16 protein-coding genes and 1 riboswitch are annotated in these 18,407 nt (G+C 73.6%); of the genes, 10 read left to right on the top strand and 6 right to left on the bottom strand.

Annotated elements, in window-relative coordinates; all coding sequences use genetic code 11:
- Positions 1–42: 42 nt before the first annotated feature.
- The gene (locus V5P93_RS23065; RefSeq protein WP_104478812.1) at positions 43–768 is read left to right on the top strand and encodes an ABC transporter ATP-binding protein; all 726 of its coding nucleotides are present in this window, start codon (positions 43–45) and stop codon (positions 766–768) included.
- Positions 765–3,308, top strand: a complete 2,544-nt coding sequence (locus V5P93_RS23060) for an FtsX-like permease family protein (protein ID WP_342752261.1) — start codon at positions 765–767, stop codon at positions 3,306–3,308. Before V5P93_RS23065 ends, V5P93_RS23060 begins: the two co-directional genes overlap by 4 nt.
- A 124-nt stretch (positions 3,309–3,432) precedes the next feature.
- Here V5P93_RS23060 and V5P93_RS23055 read toward each other — a convergent pair whose 3' ends face one another.
- Positions 3,433–4,623, bottom strand: a complete 1,191-nt coding sequence (locus V5P93_RS23055; RefSeq protein WP_104478813.1) for an FAD-dependent monooxygenase — start codon at positions 4,621–4,623, stop codon at positions 3,433–3,435.
- Between the two features lie 74 nt (positions 4,624–4,697).
- On the opposite strand from V5P93_RS23055, the gene V5P93_RS23050 reads away from it, so the two are divergent.
- The 4 genes from V5P93_RS23050 (at position 4,698) to V5P93_RS23035 (ending at position 7,948) form a co-directional block, all read left to right on the top strand.
- A complete protein-coding gene (locus V5P93_RS23050; protein WP_104478814.1) occupies positions 4,698–5,387 on the top strand; it encodes a TetR/AcrR family transcriptional regulator in 690 nt (229 codons plus the stop codon).
- Between the two features lie 57 nt (positions 5,388–5,444).
- A complete protein-coding gene (locus tag V5P93_RS23045) occupies positions 5,445–6,545 on the top strand; it encodes a sensor histidine kinase (RefSeq protein WP_104478815.1) in 1,101 nt (366 codons plus the stop codon).
- Entirely contained in the window at positions 6,542–7,192 is a 651-nt protein-coding gene (locus V5P93_RS23040) for a response regulator transcription factor (RefSeq protein WP_104478816.1), read from the top strand. The genes V5P93_RS23045 and V5P93_RS23040 overlap by 4 nt, the downstream gene beginning before the upstream one ends.
- 96 nt (positions 7,193–7,288) lie before the next feature.
- Positions 7,289–7,948 (top strand): DUF2306 domain-containing protein, encoded by a 660-nt coding sequence (locus V5P93_RS23035; RefSeq protein WP_104478817.1) that lies wholly within the window; start codon positions 7,289–7,291, stop codon positions 7,946–7,948.
- Positions 7,949–7,961: 13 nt separating this feature from the next.
- On the opposite strand, the gene V5P93_RS23030 is transcribed toward V5P93_RS23035, so the two are convergent.
- Complete coding sequence (locus V5P93_RS23030; RefSeq protein ID WP_104478818.1) at positions 7,962–8,783, bottom strand: LysR family transcriptional regulator; 822 nt, start codon at positions 8,781–8,783, stop codon at positions 7,962–7,964.
- 70 nt (positions 8,784–8,853) lie between these two features.
- On the opposite strand from V5P93_RS23030, the gene V5P93_RS23025 reads away from it, so the two are divergent.
- Together V5P93_RS23025 and V5P93_RS23020 are read left to right on the top strand one after the other, a co-directional pair.
- Positions 8,854–9,579 (top strand): SDR family oxidoreductase, encoded by a 726-nt coding sequence (locus V5P93_RS23025; protein ID WP_104478819.1) that lies wholly within the window; start codon positions 8,854–8,856, stop codon positions 9,577–9,579.
- Positions 9,580–9,603: 24 nt separating this feature from the next.
- Positions 9,604–12,603 (top strand): CHAT domain-containing protein, encoded by a 3,000-nt coding sequence (locus V5P93_RS23020; protein WP_181043436.1) that lies wholly within the window; start codon positions 9,604–9,606, stop codon positions 12,601–12,603.
- Here V5P93_RS23020 and V5P93_RS23015 read toward each other — a convergent pair.
- The 3 genes from V5P93_RS23015 to V5P93_RS23005 form a co-directional block, all read right to left on the bottom strand.
- Positions 12,594–14,183 (bottom strand): CATRA conflict system CASPASE/TPR repeat-associated protein, encoded by a 1,590-nt coding sequence (locus V5P93_RS23015; protein ID WP_104478821.1) that lies wholly within the window; start codon positions 14,181–14,183, stop codon positions 12,594–12,596. The genes V5P93_RS23020 and V5P93_RS23015 overlap by 10 nt on opposite strands.
- Complete coding sequence (locus tag V5P93_RS23010; RefSeq protein ID WP_374066536.1) at positions 14,180–14,407, bottom strand: pentapeptide repeat-containing protein; 228 nt, start codon at positions 14,405–14,407, stop codon at positions 14,180–14,182. Before V5P93_RS23010 ends, V5P93_RS23015 begins: the two co-directional genes overlap by 4 nt.
- Before the next feature lie 132 nt (positions 14,408–14,539).
- The gene (locus tag V5P93_RS23005) at positions 14,540–14,845 is read right to left on the bottom strand and encodes a CATRA system-associated protein (protein ID WP_104478823.1); all 306 of its coding nucleotides are present in this window, start codon (positions 14,843–14,845) and stop codon (positions 14,540–14,542) included.
- A gap of 88 nt (positions 14,846–14,933) precedes the next feature.
- Between V5P93_RS23005 and bla the strand changes: the two genes are divergently transcribed.
- On the top strand, positions 14,934–15,857 hold the full coding sequence (gene bla, locus V5P93_RS23000; protein ID WP_374065064.1) for a class A beta-lactamase: 924 nt from the start codon (positions 14,934–14,936) through the stop codon (positions 15,855–15,857).
- A 36-nt stretch (positions 15,858–15,893) separates the two neighbouring features.
- Here bla and V5P93_RS22995 read toward each other — a convergent pair whose 3' ends face one another.
- Positions 15,894–16,976: a branched-chain amino acid aminotransferase gene (locus tag V5P93_RS22995; protein WP_245931220.1), complete on the bottom strand. Its 1,083-nt coding sequence runs from the start codon at positions 16,974–16,976 to the stop codon at positions 15,894–15,896.
- A 125-nt stretch (positions 16,977–17,101) separates the two neighbouring features.
- Positions 17,102–17,245, top strand: a riboswitch (cobalamin riboswitch).
- 75 nt (positions 17,246–17,320) lie between these two features.
- On the opposite strand from V5P93_RS22995, the gene V5P93_RS22990 reads away from it, so the two are divergent.
- A complete protein-coding gene (locus V5P93_RS22990; RefSeq protein ID WP_104478825.1) occupies positions 17,321–18,343 on the top strand; it encodes a peptidase in 1,023 nt (340 codons plus the stop codon).
- Positions 18,344–18,407: the final 64 nt, after the last annotated feature.

Genomic DNA, 18,407 nt, shown 5'->3' with positions numbered 1-18,407 from the left:
CGTACCTTTGTCCTCATCGGACAGCAAGGGGAGGACAAGGGGATGCGGGCGCTCGGACTAGAGGCGGTGCGCAAGGTCTACGGCCGTGGTGGGGGCGCCGTCACGGCACTCGACGGGGTCACGGTCGGGCTGGAGAAAGGCAGTTTCACGGCGGTCATGGGGCCCTCCGGCAGCGGCAAGAGCACCTTCCTGCACTGCGCCGCCGGGCTGGACAAGCCGACGTCCGGCCGGGTCCTGCTCGGCGACACCGACCTCGGCGGGCTCAACGAGAACGCGCTGACCGCGCTGCGCCGTGACCGGATCGGGTTCATCTTCCAGGCGTACAACCTGGTGCCGTCGCTGGACGTGGTGCGCAACATCACGCTCCCGTTGCGACTCGCGGGCCGCGAGGCCGACCCCGGCTGGCTGCGGGAGGTCGCCACGCGGGTCGGCATCACCGACCGCCTCGGGCACCGCCCGGCGGAGCTGTCCGGTGGTCAGCAGCAGCGGGTGGCCATCGCGCGCGCGTTGGTCACCCGGCCGGAGGTGCTGCTGGCCGACGAGCCCACCGGCGCGCTCGACACACGTACTGGCAAGCAGGTGCTGGAGCTACTACGGGGCCTGGTGGACACGACAGGGCAGACCGTGCTCATGGTCACGCACGACCCGGTGGCCGCCTCTTACGCGCACAGCGTCCTGTTCCTGGCCGACGGCAGGCTGGCGGGCTCGCTGGTCTCCCCGACGCCGGAGAAGGTCGCCGACCGCATGACCCACCTCGGGGAGTGGTGACCGTGCTCGCGTTGTCCTGGCAAACGGTCAAGTCGCGACTAGGCGGGTTCGTCGGCGCGTTTCTCGCTGTCCTCTGTGGTACGGCCGTAGTGGCGGCCTGCGGTGTCCTTATCGAATCCGGCATCAGCTCCGGTGTACCCACCGAGCGCTACGCCGCCGCGCCCGTTGTAGTGGGCGGCAAGCAGTCAGTGCGGCCGGAGGGCGCGGACGTGCTCTCGGCGCAGTCCGTTGCCGAGCAGCCGACCGTCCCCGCCGACTTGGTCGCGCGGGTCGCGGCCGTCCCCGGCGTGCGGTCGGCGGTCGGTGACGTCGACTTCGCGGCCGCCGTGATCACCCCCGACGGCCGCGTCCCCGCCGGGCCGCCGGTGCGCGGCCACGGCTGGGAATCGGTCGCGCTGGCCCCGTTCACCCTGGCCGGGGACGCCCCCGCCGGACCGGACCAGGTCGTGCTCGACCAGGCCCTGGCCGAGCGGGCCGGTGTCCGGACCGGCGACCAGGTCCGGATCGAGACCTCGGCGGGCACCCGCGAGTACCGGGTCACCGGCCTCACCTCGCCCGGCCTGTCCCGGCAGACGGCCGTGTTCTTCACGACCGAGCGCGCGGCCGAGCTGTTCGGCAGGCCGGGCAGGCTGCACGCGGTCGCCGTCCTCACCGACGGCGATGCCGACGCGGTCGCCGAGCGGCTGGAGTCCGCGCTGGGCGACGCGGTCACCGTGACCACCGGCGTCGACCGGGGCATGATCGAGTTTAGCGACGTCGGCCAGGGCCGGACCATCCTGCTGGCGATCTCCGGGTCGTTCGCGGGCGTCGCGCTGCTGGTGATGATGTTCGTGGTGAGCAGCACGCTGGCCCTGTCGGTGGCCCAGCGCCGCCGCGAGTTCGCCCTGCTGCGCGCCATCGCGGCCACGCCCCGGCAGATCCGCTCGCTGATCGCCGCCGAGACGACGCTGGTCGCCGTGGTGGCGGGGGTGCTCGGCGGTGTCGGCGGGCTGTTCGTGGCCGGGTGGCTGCGGGACGCGTTCGCCTCGATCGGCGTGCTGCCGGGTGACTTCGAGCTGACCCTCGGACCGCTGCCGCCGGTGGGCGCCGTGCTGCTGGGGCTGGGTGCCGCCCGGCTCGCGGCCTGGTCGGCCGCGCGCAGGCCGTCGCGGATCTCGCCGGTGGAGGCGCTGGGCGAGGCGGCCATCGAGCCGCGCGGGCTGGGCCGGACGCGGACGTCGATCGGCGTGGTCGTGCTGGTGCTGGGCCTCGGCGCGGCGACCGCGCCGCTGTTCCTGCGCGGACCGGTGGCGGCCGGGGTGAGCGTGATGTCGGCGCTGCTGATCGTCATCGGGCTGGCCGTGCTCGGGCCGCTGGTGGTCGGCCGGGCCATCCGGCTCGTGGCCGGTCCGCTGAGCCGGTTCTCCCGGGTCGGCGGCTACCTCGCGGCGGCCAACAGCGTCGCCAACACCCGCAGGCTCGCCGCCGCGGTGACCCCGCTGATGCTGGCGGTCGGGTTCGCCATCGCCCAGTTCTTCAGCGCCGCGGTGGTCGACGAGGCGGCCCAGCGGGAGACCGACCGGGCCACCGTCGCCGACCACGTGCTGACCGGCCAGATCGGCGGTCTCCCGCCCGCCGTGACCGCCGCCGTCCGCGAGGTCCCGGGGGTGGCCGCGGTGACACCGCTGGTGCGCACCCAGGTGATCACCGCGACCGACGTGGCGGGCCAGGTCGAGGTCCACACCGTTGCGGCCCTCGGCGTGGACGGCGCGCAGGTCCGCGGCGCCCTCGACCTGGGCGACGTGCGCGGCGACCTGGGCGCGCTCACCGGTGACGCGGTGGCGTTGAGCCAGGCCGAGGCCGACTGGCAGGAGAAGGCCATCGGCGACCAACTCGCCGTGCACCTCGGCGACGGAACCCCCATCACCCTGCGCGTGGTCGCGACCTACACCCACGACCAGGCCTTCGGCGACTACGTGCTGCCCGCGACCCTGGCCCGCGCGCACACCACCGACCAGTTGGACACGTCGGTCCTGGTCCGCCGGGAACCCACCGCCGACCCGGCCGCCGTGACCGCCGCCCTGCGCGGGTTGACGGCCCGCTTCCCGACCCTGACCGTCGCCGACCGCGCGGCCATGGAGGCGGCCGGGAGCGCGCTGCGCGACCAGCAGTTCTGGGTCAACATGGTGGCGCTCGGCGTCATCCTGGGCTACATCGTGATCTCCGTGGCCAACACCCTGGTGATGACCACGACCCAGCGCGCCCGCGAGTTCGCCCTGCTCCGCCTCGTCGGCGCCACCCGCCGCCAGGTCCGCCGGATGATGCTCACGGAGGCGGTGGTGTCGGCGGGCATCGCGATCGTCATCGGGTCCCTGATCCCGGTGATCCCCTTGGCGCTGCTCGGCATCGGGGTGTCGGGGAGCCCGCTCCCGGCCGGGCCGGTGACCGTCTACCTGGGCATCATCGGCGCCGCGGCGCTGCTGGGCCTCCTCTCGGTCGTCATCCCGACCCGCGTCGCCCTCCGCCCGCGCCCCATCGACGCCATCGGCGTCCGCGAGTGACCGGTGGGGTCGGTCGGGACACCCGACCGGCCCCACCTCGACCGGCCACGCGTTCCGGGCGGTTAAGGGAGAAACCGGGGTTCTCCAGCGGGTTGCCGACCTCGGCTGATCCTCGCCGTGGCGGTCAGGCACGGCCGAGCAGGGCCGGGTAGTCGGGCAGTTCCGGGGAAGTGGCGAACTTCTGGGTCGCTTTGACCAGCGTGTTCTGGAACGCCTTGGTGTTGAACAGCTTGTTGCGGAACCACAGCCCCGGCGCCGTCGCCGGGGCCATGAACTTGCCCGGGTTCGCGCCCTTCTGCCACTTGCTCGCGTACGGCCGCATCAACTCCTCGTACGCCACCAACGCCGACGGATCCCCGCCGGTGCGCGCGAGTTCACCGGCCAGCACGTACGCGCCGACGACCGCCGTGCCGACGCCCATCCCGCCCAAGGTCACACCCCAGGCGGCGTCGCCGAGCAGGGCCACCCGAGCCGACGTCCACTTCGGGGCGTGGACGCGGCTGATCGAGTCGAAGTAGAGGTCGTCTACCGCGTCGAGGTGCGCCAAGAGGTGGGGAGTGTGCCAACCCAGGCCGGACAACGCCTTCTGGATGACCTTCTTCTGACCCTCCACGTCGTCCCAGTCGTTGTCCAGGCGTGGTGAGGCGAAGACGGTAAGAGCGCCGGCGAGTTGCGGGTCGTGTTGGTGCGCGGACACGCTCACCATGCGACCGGGCTCGTTGTACTGGTGTGGTGTCGTCTTGTAGTCGCGGTCGTTGGGTAGGTCCCATCCCGCGATGTAGTAGTCCAGGTGGCGGACGAAGTCGGACTCCGGGCCGAACGTCAACCGGCGGACGGTCGAGTGCAGGCCGTCGGCGCCGACCACGAGGTCGAAGGTCCGGGTCCCTGCGCGCGCGAAGTCGACCGTGACGCCGTCCGGGCGGTCGGCCATGGCGGTGACCCGGTCGCCGAACAGGTACTCCGCGCGGGGGAGCGACCGCTCGTAGAGGACCCGGGACAGGTCGGCGCGGCGGATCTCCAGGTCGCCGCCCGCGAACTCGGCGGGCAGGGTGAACACCTCGCGGTCGTCCTCGTCCACGCAGGTCATCGCGCCGCCGTGGGTCTGCAGGGCGGTCAGTTCGTCCAGCACGTCCATGCGGCGCAGGACGTCGAAGTGGGTTGGGCCGCGGAAGTCGATCGCGAACCCGCTCGCCCGCAGGGTCGGCGCGACCTCGACGACGGTCACCTCCGCGCCGTACTCGCCCAGCCACCACGCCAGGGCGGGACCCGCCACGCCCGCCCCCGACACCAGCACGCGCACTCCCGACAGCGACATCGGTCCTCCTCAGGTATCTGTGTCCGTCGGAAACAGTTTATGATGGACACAGTCGACTTCGCAAGGGAGCGCCGATGCCCGACCCGACCACGGACCTGCTCTGGGGTGCCCGCCCCACCGCGACGCGGGGGCCGCGGCCGACGCTGACCGTCGCCGACATCGCGGGCGCGGCCATCGCCGTGGCCGACGCCGACGGGCTGCCCGCGGCGACCATGCAGCGCGTCGCGGAACGACTGGGGGTGACGAAGATGGCGCTCTACCGGTACGTGCCGGGCAAGGACGAGCTGGTCGCCGTCATGATCGACACCGCGCTGGGCGAGGCACCCGAACCGTGCGCCGACGGGTGGCGCGCGTGCCTGCGGCGGTGGACCCACGCCATCTACGACCGGTTCACCACCCATCCGTGGACCACCGAGGCCACCGTCGGACCCCGACCCATCGGCCCGAACGAACTCACCTGGCTCGAACGCGCCCTCGTCGCCCTCGCCGACACCCCGCTGGCGGGCTCCGAGGCCCTCGACACCGTCGCCACCCTGGCGGGCCACGCCCGGGCCATCGCCCAGCAGTGGGCCGCCGCGACGAACCCAGAGGCGGCGATCCACCGCTCGTTCGCCCAGCTCGTCGAGGGCCGGGAGGACCGCTTCCCCGCCCTCGCGCGGGCGCTCGCCGACCCCGGCGGGCAGGGGCAGGCCCTCGACTTCGGTCTCGACCGGGTCCTCGACGGCATCGAACTCCTGGTCGCGAACCGGTCGTCCGGACGGTGAGGGGGCGTCGTACTTTCGGATGATCCGGCGAGGTCGGGCGGGTTCGTACACTACGGCGTGCTCCAGTCCTTCTGGCGCGAACCGCGTCCCGTCCCGGTGCCCGGCCGTAGTGGCTGGGACTGGGCGCTCGTGCTCGCGCTCGCCGCCACCGCCGTCCTGGAAGCGATCTTCCGGCCCGGCCTGACCGCGCCCATCCTCTCCGCCGTGGTCTCCGCGGGGCTGACCGGAACGCTGCTCATCCGCCGGTCGTCTCCGCTGGTCGCGGTGCTCCTGGCCTTCGGGGTCTGCGCGGCGGTGTCGCTCGTGACGGACCGGGAGTACCCCGAGCAGCACGTGCTGCTCTACCTGCTGTTCCTCCCGTTCGCGCTCGTCCGGTGGGGCTCCGGTCGCGCGGCCGTCATCGGGGCGGGTGCCGTGACGGCCAAGGTCGGGCTGGCCGTCGCGCTGGGCTACCTGCGCCCCGCCGACGCCGTCGCCGGGGTCGTGATCCTCTTCGCCGCCATGGCGACCGGTGCCGCCGTCCGGTACCGCCACCGCGCGCGCACCCGTGAACTCGACCAGGTCACGCTCCTGGAGCGCGAACGGCTCGCGCGCGACCTGCACGACACCGTCGCGCACCACGTGTCCGCCATGGCCATCCGCGCCCAGGCGGGCATCGCGATCGCGCCCGCCGACCCCGACGCCGCGGTCGACGCGCTGCGCCTGATCGAGGCCGAGGCCGCCCGGGCGCTCGACGAGATGCGCGGCATCGTCCGCATCCTCCGGGCCGCCGACGAACCCGACCGGACCCCCGGGCCGTGCGCGGGCGACATCGAGGCGCTGTCCTCGGGTGGGCGTCCCGAGGTCGCCGTCGAGGTGATCGGGGACGCGGGCAGGCTGCCGTCGCCCGTCGGCGCCGCGCTCTACCGGCTCGCGCAGGAGGCCGTCACCAACGCGCGCCGCCACGCCCGGCACGCCACCCGCGTCGACGTCCGGGTCGTCGTGGCGCGGAGCGAGGTGCGGCTGAAGGTCAGCGACGACGGCGAACCCGCCGCCGCGCGACCGGCCGGGTTCGGGCTCACCGGCATGATCGAGCGCGCCGCGCTGCTCGGCGGCACCTGCCAGGCGGGGCCGAACGAGGGTCGCGGGTGGACGGTCACCGCGGTGCTGCCCGGATGAGCCTGCGCGTGCTGGTCGCCGACGACCAGGAGATCGTGCGCACCGGGCTGGCCATGATCCTCGGCGCGCAGCCGGGCATCGAGGTCGTCGGCCAGGCGGCGGACGGCCGCGAGGCCGTCGACCTGGCGCGGGCGCTGCGCCCGGACGTGTGCCTGCTCGACATCCGCATGCCGGTCCTCGACGGCATCGAGGCCACCCGGTCGCTGGCCGGGCCGGGGGTGCCGGACCCGATCCCCGTCGTGGTCATCACCACCTTCGACCTCGACGAGCACGTCTACGCGGCGCTACGGGCGGGCGCCCGCGGGTTCCTGCTCAAGAACGCGGGCGCGGACATGCTCTCCCAGGCCGTGCACGCCGCCGCGCGGGGGGACGCGCTCATCGCGCCCAGCGTCACCGCCCGGTTGCTGGCCGCGTTCGCCGCCCAGGAACCGGGGACCCGCGCGCAACCGCTGGACCCGCTGACCGAGCGGGAGGAGCAGATCCTCACCGCCGTCGCGCGCGGCCGGACCAACAACGAGATCGCCGAGCAGTTCCACATCACGCTCAGCACGGTCAAGTCGCACATCACCAGCCTCATGACCAAGCTCGGCGCCCGCAACCGCGTGGAGGTCGCGATGTGGGCGCACGAGACGAACCGGTTGGGGTAGCCGGAAGTCCGGTCGCGGAGTCGGACTTCCGGCCACCCCCGAAGTCGGACTTTCCCCCGATGTGCCTGACCCCCGCGCCCCGACACCATTCACGGCATGACCCCAACCCCGCTCCGCCGCCTCCGGTTACCCCTGGCCTTGGTCGCCCTCAGCCTCATCCCCGTCGCCGCGGGCGCGTTCCGACTGTCCCAACTGGCCGGTGGGGCGGCGGTCACGACGGAGAACGCCCGGTTCTTCGCCGCCCCGATCCCGGTGGCGCTGCACATCGTCGGCGCCACCGTGTTCTGCGTGGGGGGTGCCTTCCAGTTCATGCCCGGGTTACGCCGGACGGGATGGCACCGCCGCGCGGGCCGCGTGATCCTCCCTTGTGGACTGATCGCCGCCCTCTCCGGCCTGTGGATGACCGCGACCTACGACCTCCCCGCCCACGACGGCCCGTTGCTCGCCGCGTTCCGCGTCATTTTCGGCACGGGCATGGCGGTCGCCCTGGTACTCGGCTTCCTCGCGATCCGCCGCGGCCACGTCGCCGCCCACCGCGCCTGGCTGACCCGCGCCTACGCCATCGGCGTCGCCGCCGGTACCCAGGCGTTGACCACCCTGCCCTGGGTGCTGGTCGCGGGGCAGCCGGGAGAGGTCCCCCGAGCCCTCCTGCTGGGCGCGGCCTGGGGCATCAACCTGGCGGTGGCCGAATGCGCCATCCGCGGCGTGCTCCGCACACCGCGCACCCGGGCGACCCCTACCCCCGCCACCCTCTGAGCCAGGAGCGCGGTTACGCGGACCGGCTGGTCGCCAGGTGGACGAAGAGCGCGGTGTGGGGGCAGCGGGAGTGTTCCGGCCAGGCCAGGACCAGGGTGGTCGGCGGTGCGTCGACCACCGGGACCGCCCGCAGGTCGTGGCGCAGGTGGCCCGCCGCCGACTCGGGGACGACGGCGGACAGGCGGCGCATGGCTGTCAGTTGCATGAGTTGGCCGATGTCGGAGACGGCGGGGGCGTTCGGGTCGTGTTTGGGCGGCCACAGCGGGCGGGGGAGGTCGGCCAGGCGCACGCTCCGCGCCGCCGCGAGCGGGTGGTCCGCCGACAGCACCGCGATCTGCCGCTCGGTGACCAGGTCCTCCCCGGCCAGGCCCGTGAAGTCGTCGCCGGGGCGGTGCAGCAGCGCGAGGTCGGCCACCCCCTGGCGGACCAGGTCGGCCCGCTCCTGGACGCGGCAGACCACGTCCACCGGCACCGAGTCCGGGTGCGCCCGGTACGCCTCGACGAGCCCCGGCAGCAGGCCCCCGTCGCCGCCCGGTTTCATCGCCACGGTCAGGGTTCGGCGCGGCTGACCGGCCCGGCGGGCCCGGCGCACGGCGGCGGCGACCGCCGCCAGGGCCACCCGGGCCTCGTCGAGCAGGGCGGCGCCCGCCGGGGTCAGCTCGACGCGGCGGCTGGTGCGTTCGAACAGCTCCGTCCCGGTTCGCCGCTCCAGCTGCCGGATGGCGCGCGACAGCGGCGGCTGGGTCATGCCCAGCCGCTCGGCGGCGCGGCCGAAGTGCAGTTCCTCGGCGACGGCGACGAAGTAGGTCAGCTCCCGGGTCTCCGGCAGATCCATACCTCCAGGGTATCGGTCGGGTCGGGATCGGTGTTGGCCCCGCGCGCACACCGCTGGTGGACTCGGTGTCATGAACGAACAGACAATCGCGCTGGTCACCGGGGGCAACCGGGGGATCGGTCGGGCGGTGGTGGCCGGGTTGGCCGACCGGGGGATGACCGTCGTGCTGGGCAGCCGGGACCGGTCCCGGGGCGTCGACGCCGCGGCGGAGCTCGGGGTCGAGTCGGTCGAACTGGACGTCACCTCCGACGACTCGATCGCCGCTGCGGCGAAGGAGCTGGACGAGCGGTTCGGCCGCCTCGACGTGCTGGTCAACAACGCCGGGATCTCCGGCGGTTTCGCCGCGCAGCCGCCGGGGGCGGTGGACCTCGTGGCGTACCGGGAAGTGTTCGCCACCAACGTCTTCGGCGTGATCGCGGTGACCGACGCCCTCCTGCCGCTGCTGCGCCGGTCCGCCGCGCCGCGCGTGGTCAACGTCTCCAGTGGACTGGCCTCGATGGCCCGGATGTCCGACCCGGACGGCGGCCTCGCCGCCCTGCCGCCCTTCGCCGCCTACGCGCCGTCCAAGAGCGCGGTCAACTCCCTGACCGTCCAGTACGCCAAGGCGTTGCGCGCCGAAGGGGTCCTCGTCAACGCCGCCGACCCCGGCGCCTGCGACACCGACTTCACCCGGGACATCCCCGGCATCACCCGCACCGCCGACGAAGGCGCCGCCATCATCGTCAAGCTCGCCACCCTTCCCCCGGACGGCCCGACCGGCGGGTACTTCAACGATTCCGGGCCCGTGCCCTGGTGATCACCGCGCGGTACGGTGGCGGTCATGCGCGGGTCCAGCCTCCGACGGGAGGTCCAGGCCGCGGCCGCGGCGCGGGATCCCGCGCGCCTGGCCCGGGTCGCCGACGGGCTGCGGGGATCGCGCAAACCGGGTGATCGGTTCATCCGCGCGGTCGCGTTGCGCGAACTCCACCAGTGCAGCGGCGACGCGGCGGCGCTGGACGAGGCGTGCGCGGTGGCCGAGTCGATCGCGCCGCGCGGCGTCCGGTACCGGTTGGCCTGGGCCACGGTCCTGTTCACCAGGGCCGATGTCCGAGGCGACCGCGCGGACGTCGACCGCGTCATCGACCTGCTGCGGGGCGCGCTCGTCGAGCGGCTCGACGCCGTCGAACTCGCGACCGGCCTCATGACGCTCTGCTGCGCCTACTACGCGCGGTTCGAACGGGCCTCCGCCGAAGCCGACCTCGACGCGTCGGTGGAGGTCGGGTGGGCGGCCGTGCGGGCCGCGGGCGACAACGCGGGCCTGGCCGCGAGTTGCCTGACGAACCTGGTGAACCCGTTGCGGGCCAGGGGAGAGCGGCGCGCCGACCGCCAAGACCTCGACACCGCCGTCGAGGTCGCCCGGCGGGTCGCGCGGGCAGGCGCGTCGGCCCAGGCCTGGTCCAACCTCGGCACAGCGCTCCTGGCCCGGCACGGGTTGACCCGCGACCCGGCGGACCTCGACGACGCCGTGGCCGCGCTCCGGTCCGCCGCCGACGGGACCGGGCCGTTCCGGCCGTCGGCCGTGGCGAACCTGGTGTCCACGCTGGTGACCCGCGCCGACGACACCGGGGACGCCCGCGACCTGGCCGAGGCGCTGGACCTGGCCCGGTCGGTGGCGGTCGACCCCGGTACCCGCGCGGCCCTGGCCATGGCGCTCGCCGAGTCGTCCGAGCGCCACCACCGGCCCGACCTGGCGGACGAGGCGATCGACCTGTTCCGCGCCGTGCTCGCCGAGACCGGGCCGGACGACCTCTGGCGGGCCGGTGGCCTCGCCAACCTGTCCACCCTGCTGTCGACCCGCCACCGGCACTCCGGTGCCCGGGCCGACCTCGACGACGCCATCGCGACCGCCGAGCAGGCCATCGCCCGGACGCCGCCGAGCCACGCGCACTACCGCCACCTGCGCGGCTCGGTGGCGCTGGACCGCCATCGTCGTTGGTTGTCGACGGGCGACGAGCGCGACCGGATCGCCGCGCTGGAACACTCCCGTGCCTCGATCGACGGCGTGGACCCGGGGGATCCTGCCGCGGTGAGCCTGCTCGTCAACTACGCGGGCCTGTTCGGCGAGGCGGAGCCGGACCGGGCCATCGAGATCCTGGGCGCGGTGAACGTGCGTGGACCGAACGCGGCCGTCCCGCTGACCGCGCTGGCGAACGCGCTGCTCACCCGGTATGGCCGCACCGAGGACCCGGCCGACCGCACGGCCGCGGCGGCGGCCGCCGACCGGGCGATCACCGCCACCGAGCCGGACCACCCCCTGCTCGGGCAGTCGCTGCTGCTGCGTTCCGCCGCCTCGGCGGACGGGGAAGAGGCCCGTGCGTTCGCTGAACGGGCCGCGGCGCTCGACGTGGCCCCACCCGGGGTCCGCGCCGCGGCGGCCCGGCGGGCGTCGGGGGAGGCGGCGGCGCTGGGGGACTGGGCGGGCGCGGCACGGGCGCTGCGGATGGTCGTCGACCTGCTCGACCGGACGGTTCCCGCCGAGTTGGACCGGGTCGACGCCACGACGCGGTTGACGCCGTACGCGGGTCTGGCCGTGGACGCCGTGGCGACCGCGGTGCTGGCCGGGGACCTGGAGGGCGCGGTCGAGGTGTGGCACCGGGCCCGGGCCGTGCTGCTGGGGCGGGCGCTCTCGCGCGGCCGTGACCTCGCGCGGCTGCGGCGGGTCGATCCCGCGTTGGCGGACCGGTTGGCGGCGCTGTCCCGCGAACTGGACACAGTGGACTACTACGAGTCCGCGGGTGATGTCGTGGAGCGCCGGCGGGCGGCGGTGCGGGAACGGGAGTCCGTGCTGGCGGAAATCCATTCCCGGCAAGGGGATCTGCTGCGGACACCACGCGAGCCCCTGCCCGCGGCCGACGAGGGTCCCCTGGTTCTGCTCAACGTGAGCACCCTGCGTTCCGATGCGTTGGTGCTGCGGCATTCCGGGATCGAGTTGGTGCCGCTGCCCGATGCCCGCGCCGAGCAGGTGGCCGAGTGGGTGACCGGGCTGCTCGCGGGCGACCGGGACGACGAGTGGCTGTTCGGGTTGCTGGCCTGGTTGTGGGACGCGATCGCGGCGCCCGTGCTGGCCGTGACCGGGACGGACCGGCCGATCCGGTGGAGTCCGTCGGGGTTCCTCGCGTTCCTGCCGCTGCACGCGGCCGGGCACCGAGGTGGGGAGTCGGTGCTGGACCAGGTCGACAGTTCGTATCGCGTGATGCCGGTGACCTCGCGCGCGCGGACCCGGCGGCCCTGGTCGGCGGCGGTGGTGACGATGCCGGTGACCGGAGGGGCGGCTGAGTTGCCCGCGGCCATGGACTCCGAAACCTGGCTGCGCGCGCATTTCGGCGCCGCGGAGTTCGTGGCGGACGGTGTCGTGGCCGCGCTCGGGCGGCACCCGTGGGCGCACTTCGCCTGCCACGCGCACAGTGATCTGGCCGATCCGTGGGCCAGCGCGTTGATCGCCGACGAGCCGCTGCCGGTGTCGGTGTTGGCCGGGGTTCGCCTGCCCGACGCGGAACTGGCGTTCCTGGCGGCGTGTTCGACCAGCAGGCCGGGGACCGCGCTGCCGGACGAGGCGGTGCACTTGGCGTCGGTGTTCCAACTGCTCGGGTACCGGCACGTCATCGCGACCCTGTGGCCCGTGCCCGACCGGATCGCGCACCGGGTCACGCGGTTGGTCTACCGGGACATGGGGGAGGATTCGGACTTGGCGGCGGGGGCCGTGCGGCGGGCCGCGGTGCGGGTGCGGGAGTTGTTGCCCGACAAGCCTTGGTGCTGGGCCGGGTACGTCCACTACGGCTGAGCGGGCCGCCAGAGCCAGGCGTCGGCGGTGAAGTCCTTGACCTGGACCGTGTGCTTGGTGAAGTCGGGTCTCCAGGGTTCGTCGACCGCGAGGTGGTAGAGGCGATCGGCGATGATCGCGGCCAGGTCCCGGGTTCTCGCTTCGGCGCGCACGGGAGGCGAGTCGAGCAGGCGGCCCAGGACGGTGGGGGTGTCGCCTGCGAAACCGAGGGCGGCCAGGCCTACCGGACCGGTGGTGGCGGCCAAGCGGAGGCGGATCGGGTCGCGGAATTCGTCGTTGTCCTCTTCGAGTCTGGCCGTTGTTTGTCGCAAGAAGACGTTCAGGGCTTTGGTGGCGTCGACGGAGGGCGGTAGGAAGGCGAAGAGGCCGTCGCCCGCGCCTTGGTGGTCGGTGTCGGAGATGTCGAGGTCGAGGTGGGCGAGGACGTCCTGGACGATGGCGAGGAGGCGGTCTTGCAAGCGTGACCGGCGTTCCGGCGGGCGGGTGCCGTAGCCGACGATGTCCAGGGCGAAGCCGATCCTGGTCGCGGTGGTCGGTTTCCGCGGTGTGGCGCGGACCTTGGTCGGTGCTTCCGGGTGGTCGAGGGGCGGCGGGGCGGTGAAGTCGTGGCCCAGTTCGCGGGTTCCCTTGGCCAGGGCGGCGGACTCGGCGAGCGCGGCGATGGTGGCGGACAGTTCGGCCAGCAACCAGTCCGCGCGGCCGCGGTCGCCGGGTAGCGGCACGCCCATGAGGGCCGCTTCGGTTGAGACGGCCCGGGACATGCGTCGCGCGCGGGTCCCGCAGAACAGCAGCTCCGCTTCGAGATCACGCAATCGGGCCAGGACCGACGCGGAGAACCCTTGCCGTGCCTGGGAAGCGGTAGTGTCGACGGCGCCGCGGAGCTGAGCGAGCGACCGGCGCTCCCGGTCCCAGACGCGGGCGTGGTGGCGGAGATTCCCGGCGTGCAGCAGGTAGCGGGCGAGCGGCGGCAGGGTGGTGCCGCCGTCGCTCCACGTCCAGGTGCTCAGGTCGCGGTCCTGGGTCTCGTCGGCGACGACGACCAGGTGGCGGTCCGGGAGAACGGTGGCGTCGGGCTCCCACACGAGAAACCCCGTACCGTGCGCGGCGGCCTCTGGCCACCGCGCGCGCCGCGCGTCCCGGGGCAGCGCCAGCAGAGCGGCGGCCGCGACCTCGGCGGGCGCCGTCCGCGCCAGCTCGGCGACCCGCCCCTGCGAGACAACGACCTCGGCGGTGAGCGGTTCGGTGGCATCCGCCCGAACCTCGGCCCACCACCGATGCGCCTCCACCCACCCGGCGTCGGCTGGCGCCATCGCGACCGAGAGGTTGACCTCCTCGTGATACCGGCGCAGCACGACCTGGAAGTCCCCACCCCGCCCCTCGGCGGCGGCCATCGCGGCCTGCCCGGGAGTGTCCGGGAAGGCGGTGGGAAGTCCGGTTTCGGTGATCGGGTCGGTGGTGCCGAGCAACCGCCCGCACCGCGACCACACCTCGCGCAACGCCACCCACCCGGCGGCCGCCCGCGGCCCGTCGACGGGGGCGTAGAGGTGCACGACCAGCTCCTGGCCGGAGACGCGGGTCATATCGCCACCTTAGACCGACTCGTGGTCGAGGGTCGGGCTCCACGGGAAGTGCCCGAGCGGTTGGCCTCGGCGATGTGCGCGCCGTCCAGGTCGGCATCGCCGTGGAAGACGGCGTGATCGAAGCGAGCTTTCGCGCGGAACGTGCTGTCGCGAAAGCGATGTACGGAATCAAACCGTGTGCGGTGGAAGTCGGCCGTGTCCAGGAACTCGGCGCCCCGGAACATCGCGAGGCTGTTGCTTTGCTCGGCGGTCGCGACAGTGTGCTCGAATGCTGTCAGGGTGTGGTTGTGTGTTGACGCGCGGTGGACCACGGCGACTCCGGAGTACCGGCTTTGTCCGAAGATGGCACCGCGACCTCAAGGGACGACGTTGGGGGTGGGTGGGTCTTCCCGCAACGACTCCACGACCTCGGCGCTGGCCTCCAGGGTCTCGGGTGGGGCGCTGCCGCCGTCGTCGTGGGTGATGCGGGTCAGGCGGAGGGGGCTGTACGACTCGAGTTCGGCGATGACTTGTTCGGCGGCGGCCGTGTCGTTGGTGGCGATGTGGTGGGCCAACTGGTGGATGAGGGCCGTTATCCGAGTCCAGTTGTCGTGGGTCATGAGCCAGCTCCGGAGGTCGCCCAGTACGGCCCGGGCGTCGGCGGCCGGTTCACCGTCGAGCATGGCGCGATGCTAACGCACCGGCGAGAAGGAAAGTGGTCGACGAGTTGTCCGGTTAACCGGTTCGACTTTCCCCGCGTCCACGCCTACGGTGGACGATGATCAAGGGGGGATCCATGACAACCGTTTCACGCAGGGTGGCCCTGTTGGCCGGGGTGGGGGCTTTGGCGGGAGGGTGCGCCGGGCAGCCCGAGAAAGCGCCACCGTCCACTGTGGTCACCACGACGACCGAACCGGCCGCGTTCGCCGAGTTGGAGGCCCGGATGGGCGGACGGCTCGGCGTGTTCGCGGTCGACGTGGGGACCGGGCCGCGGTCGGGCACCGCGCCGACGAGCGCTTCCTCGCCTGCTCCACCCACAAGCCGCTGGTCGCGGGGGCGGTGTTGCGGCGGGCGGAGGCCGATCCCGGGTACCTGGACAAGCTCGTCCGCTACGACCGGTCGCGGCTGGAGGAGTACGCGCCGGTCACCGGGGAGCGGGTCGACACCGGGATGACCGTGGCGGAGCTGTGCGCGGCGTCGGTCGGCGTCAGCGACAACACGGCCGCGAACCTGTTGTTCGACGAGGTCGGCGGCCCCGCGGGCGCGACGGCGTTCGTCCGCTCGCTCGGCGACGACATCACCAGGATGGACCGCAACGAGACCAGCCTGAACGTCGGCGCCCCCGGCGACGAGCGCGACACCACGACCCCTCGACGCATCGTGGAGACCTACCGCGCGCTGCTCCTCGGCACCGCGCTGGCGCCGACGGGCCGGGACCGGTTGACGGGGTGGCTGGTCGGGAGCACCACCGGCAAGGACCTCGTCCGCGCGGGTCTCCCGGCGGACTGGCGCGCGGGCGACAAGAGCGGCTCCGGCGCGGCGGGCGAGGTCAACAACGTCGCCATCGCCTGGCCACCCGGCCGCGGTCCCTGGCTGATCGGCGTCTACACCGCCCCGACCAAGGCGGAACCACCCGCGCGCCCGATCGTCGCCGAGGCCGCCCGGATCGTCGTCGCCGCCCTGGGCCGGGCCTGAAAGCGGTGGCGGCTCACGCGAGCCGCCACCCACCCGTCACACGACCCGGCGCAGCCACCCGCGCGTGTCGGCCGCGCGCCCGAACTGGATGTCCAGCAGGTGTTCGCGCAGCGCCAGCGTGCGCTCGCCGGGCTTCCCGGTGCCCACGGTGAGGTCGAAGTCCTTGCCCCGCAAGCCGATGATCGGCGTGATCACCGCCGCCGTGCCCGCCGCGAAGATCTCCGTGATCGAGCCGTCCGCGCAGCCCGCGCGCAGGTCGCCGACGCCGATCCGGCGCTGCACCGGGGTGAGCCCGTGGTCTTCGGCCAGTGCCAGCACGCTGCCGCGGGTGACCCCCGCCAGGATGGTCCCCAGCCCCGGTGTGACCAGCTCGCCGTCCCGGGTGACCACGAAGACGTTCATCGTGCCGGATTCCTCCAGCCACTCGCGCTCCACGGCGTCCACGAACAGCACCTGGTCGCAGTCGTTCTCCTGCGCCGCGAGCTGCGCGGCGAGACCGGCCGCGTAGTTGCCGCCGCACTTGGCCTCGCCCGTGCCGCCGGGGGCCGCGCGGACGTACTCGTCGGTCACCCACAGGTTCACGCCCGTGGGACCGGACGGGAAGTACGAGCCGACCGGGGACGCGATGAGGCAGTACGTCACCTCCCGCGCGGGCCGCACGCCGATGAACGGCTCGGTGGCGAACATGAACGGCCGCAGGTACAGGCTCTTCTCCCCGTCCGGCGCGGGCACCCAGTCCGCGTCGACGCGGACCAGCTGCTCGATGCCGTCGAGGAAGGCGGCCGTGTCGAGCTCGGGAAGCGCGAGCCGCCGGGCGGACCGCTGGAAGCGCTCGGCGTTGGCGTCGGCGCGGAACAGCCAGACGCTGCCGTCGGCGTGCCGGTAGGCCTTGAGGCCCTCGAACACCTCTTGCGCGTAGTGCAGCACGGCCGCGGCCGGGTGCACCGAGAACGGGCGCAGCGGACCCACGGTGTGGTCGCGCCAGCCGTCGCCCTCGGTCCAGACCGCCGTGGCCATGTGGTCGGTGAACACGGTGCCGAACCGCGGGTCCGCCAGGATCGTGTCCCGTTCGGCCTTCGTGCGGACGTTGTCGCTCTGGTCGAGCCGGAAGGTGGTCACCGCCGGATGATAACCGCGAACGGTCCGCTCCGGCCCGCTCGACAGCGCGGATACCAGCGGGTATGGCATTCGGGCGAGGCCATTGCGGTCCACTTTCGACACTCCGGCGCCCGTGCGCCCGGATGGCCGATTGACCGCGCGGGCGCGCCTGGGAGACTGGCAACGCCCGGCGACGGGGGAAGTCCGGTGGGAATCCGGCGCTGACCCGCAACGGTGTGCCACCCCCGCGGTGGCGAGTCCGATTACCCGCGCCGGGTTCGAGACACACCTCACCCGTCGTGGTTCGCGGGCCGGGGAACGCCGCGCCCGCGCCGCGTCCCGGCCCGCGCGCCGGAAAGGCCCACATGAGATTCCGCGCTGCCCTGGTCGCCGCGATCTGCGTGACCGCCACCGTCGTCGCCGCGCCCGCCGCGGGCGCCACCACCCACCGCCCCGACCGGGCCGCCGCGGGCTGGACGGCCCGCCAGTTCGTCGACGGTGACCACCTGGAGACCACGTTCGACGGCACCAGCTACCCCGACGCGGGCCTGACCATCGACGCGGTCCTCGCCTTCGCCGCCGCGCGCTCCGCCGACGACTACGGCGCCGCCGCCCTCACCTGGCTGGCCCGCCCCGACGTCCTGACCGGCTACCTCGGTGACGGCGGCACCGAGGCCTACGCGGGCGCCACCGCGAAGACCGCCTTCGCCGCGCAGGTCCGCGGCGCCGACCCGACCGCGTTCGGCGGCGTCGACCTCATCGCCCGCCTCGGCACGCTGCTGACGCCGTCGGGCCGCTACTCCGACCGCTCGGTCTACGGCGACTACAGCAACGCCTTCACCCAGTCCTTCGCCCTCCTCGCCCTCGACCGCACCCCGGCGGGCGCGCCGACCGCGGCCGTCGACTTCACCGTCGGCACCCAGTGCGCGGACGGCGGCTTCCCGCTCTACTACGGCACGCCCACCTGCGTCAGCGACGCCGACGCCACCGCCATGGTCACCCAGGCGCTCCTGGCGACCGGTCGGCACACGGCGGCGCAGAAGGGGCTGACCTGGCTCAAGTCCCAGCAGCTGTCGAACGGCGGCGTCACCGGAACGGGGTCGGGCACCGCGAACGCCAGCACCACCGGCCTCGCCGGGCAGGCGTTCCGCGCGGGTGGCCGGATCCTGCCCGCCGCGAAGGCGGCAGGCTTCGTGCTCTCGTTGCGCGTCACCTGTTCCGCCCCGGCCGCCGACCGCGGCGCGATCGCGTTCGACAGCACCGGATTCACCCCCGGCACCGCGGTCCGCGCGACCACCCAGGGGATCCTCGGCTTCGCGGGCGCGCCACTGGCGACTCTCTCGTCGGCGGGTTCCACCACCGGTGCGCCCACCTTGGCCTGCGCGTAGCGATCGGAGCGGGGAGGTGAGAGGTTCGCCTCCCCGCTCTCGACCTGTTGTGCGAATTCGTGTT

It is taken from the genome of Actinokineospora auranticolor, assembly GCF_041897805.1.
Lineage (GTDB): Bacteria > Actinomycetota > Actinomycetes > Mycobacteriales > Pseudonocardiaceae > Actinokineospora > Actinokineospora auranticolor.
The sequence above is the reverse complement of the archived record's forward strand: the minus strand, read 5'-3'. Positions and strand labels throughout refer to the sequence as shown.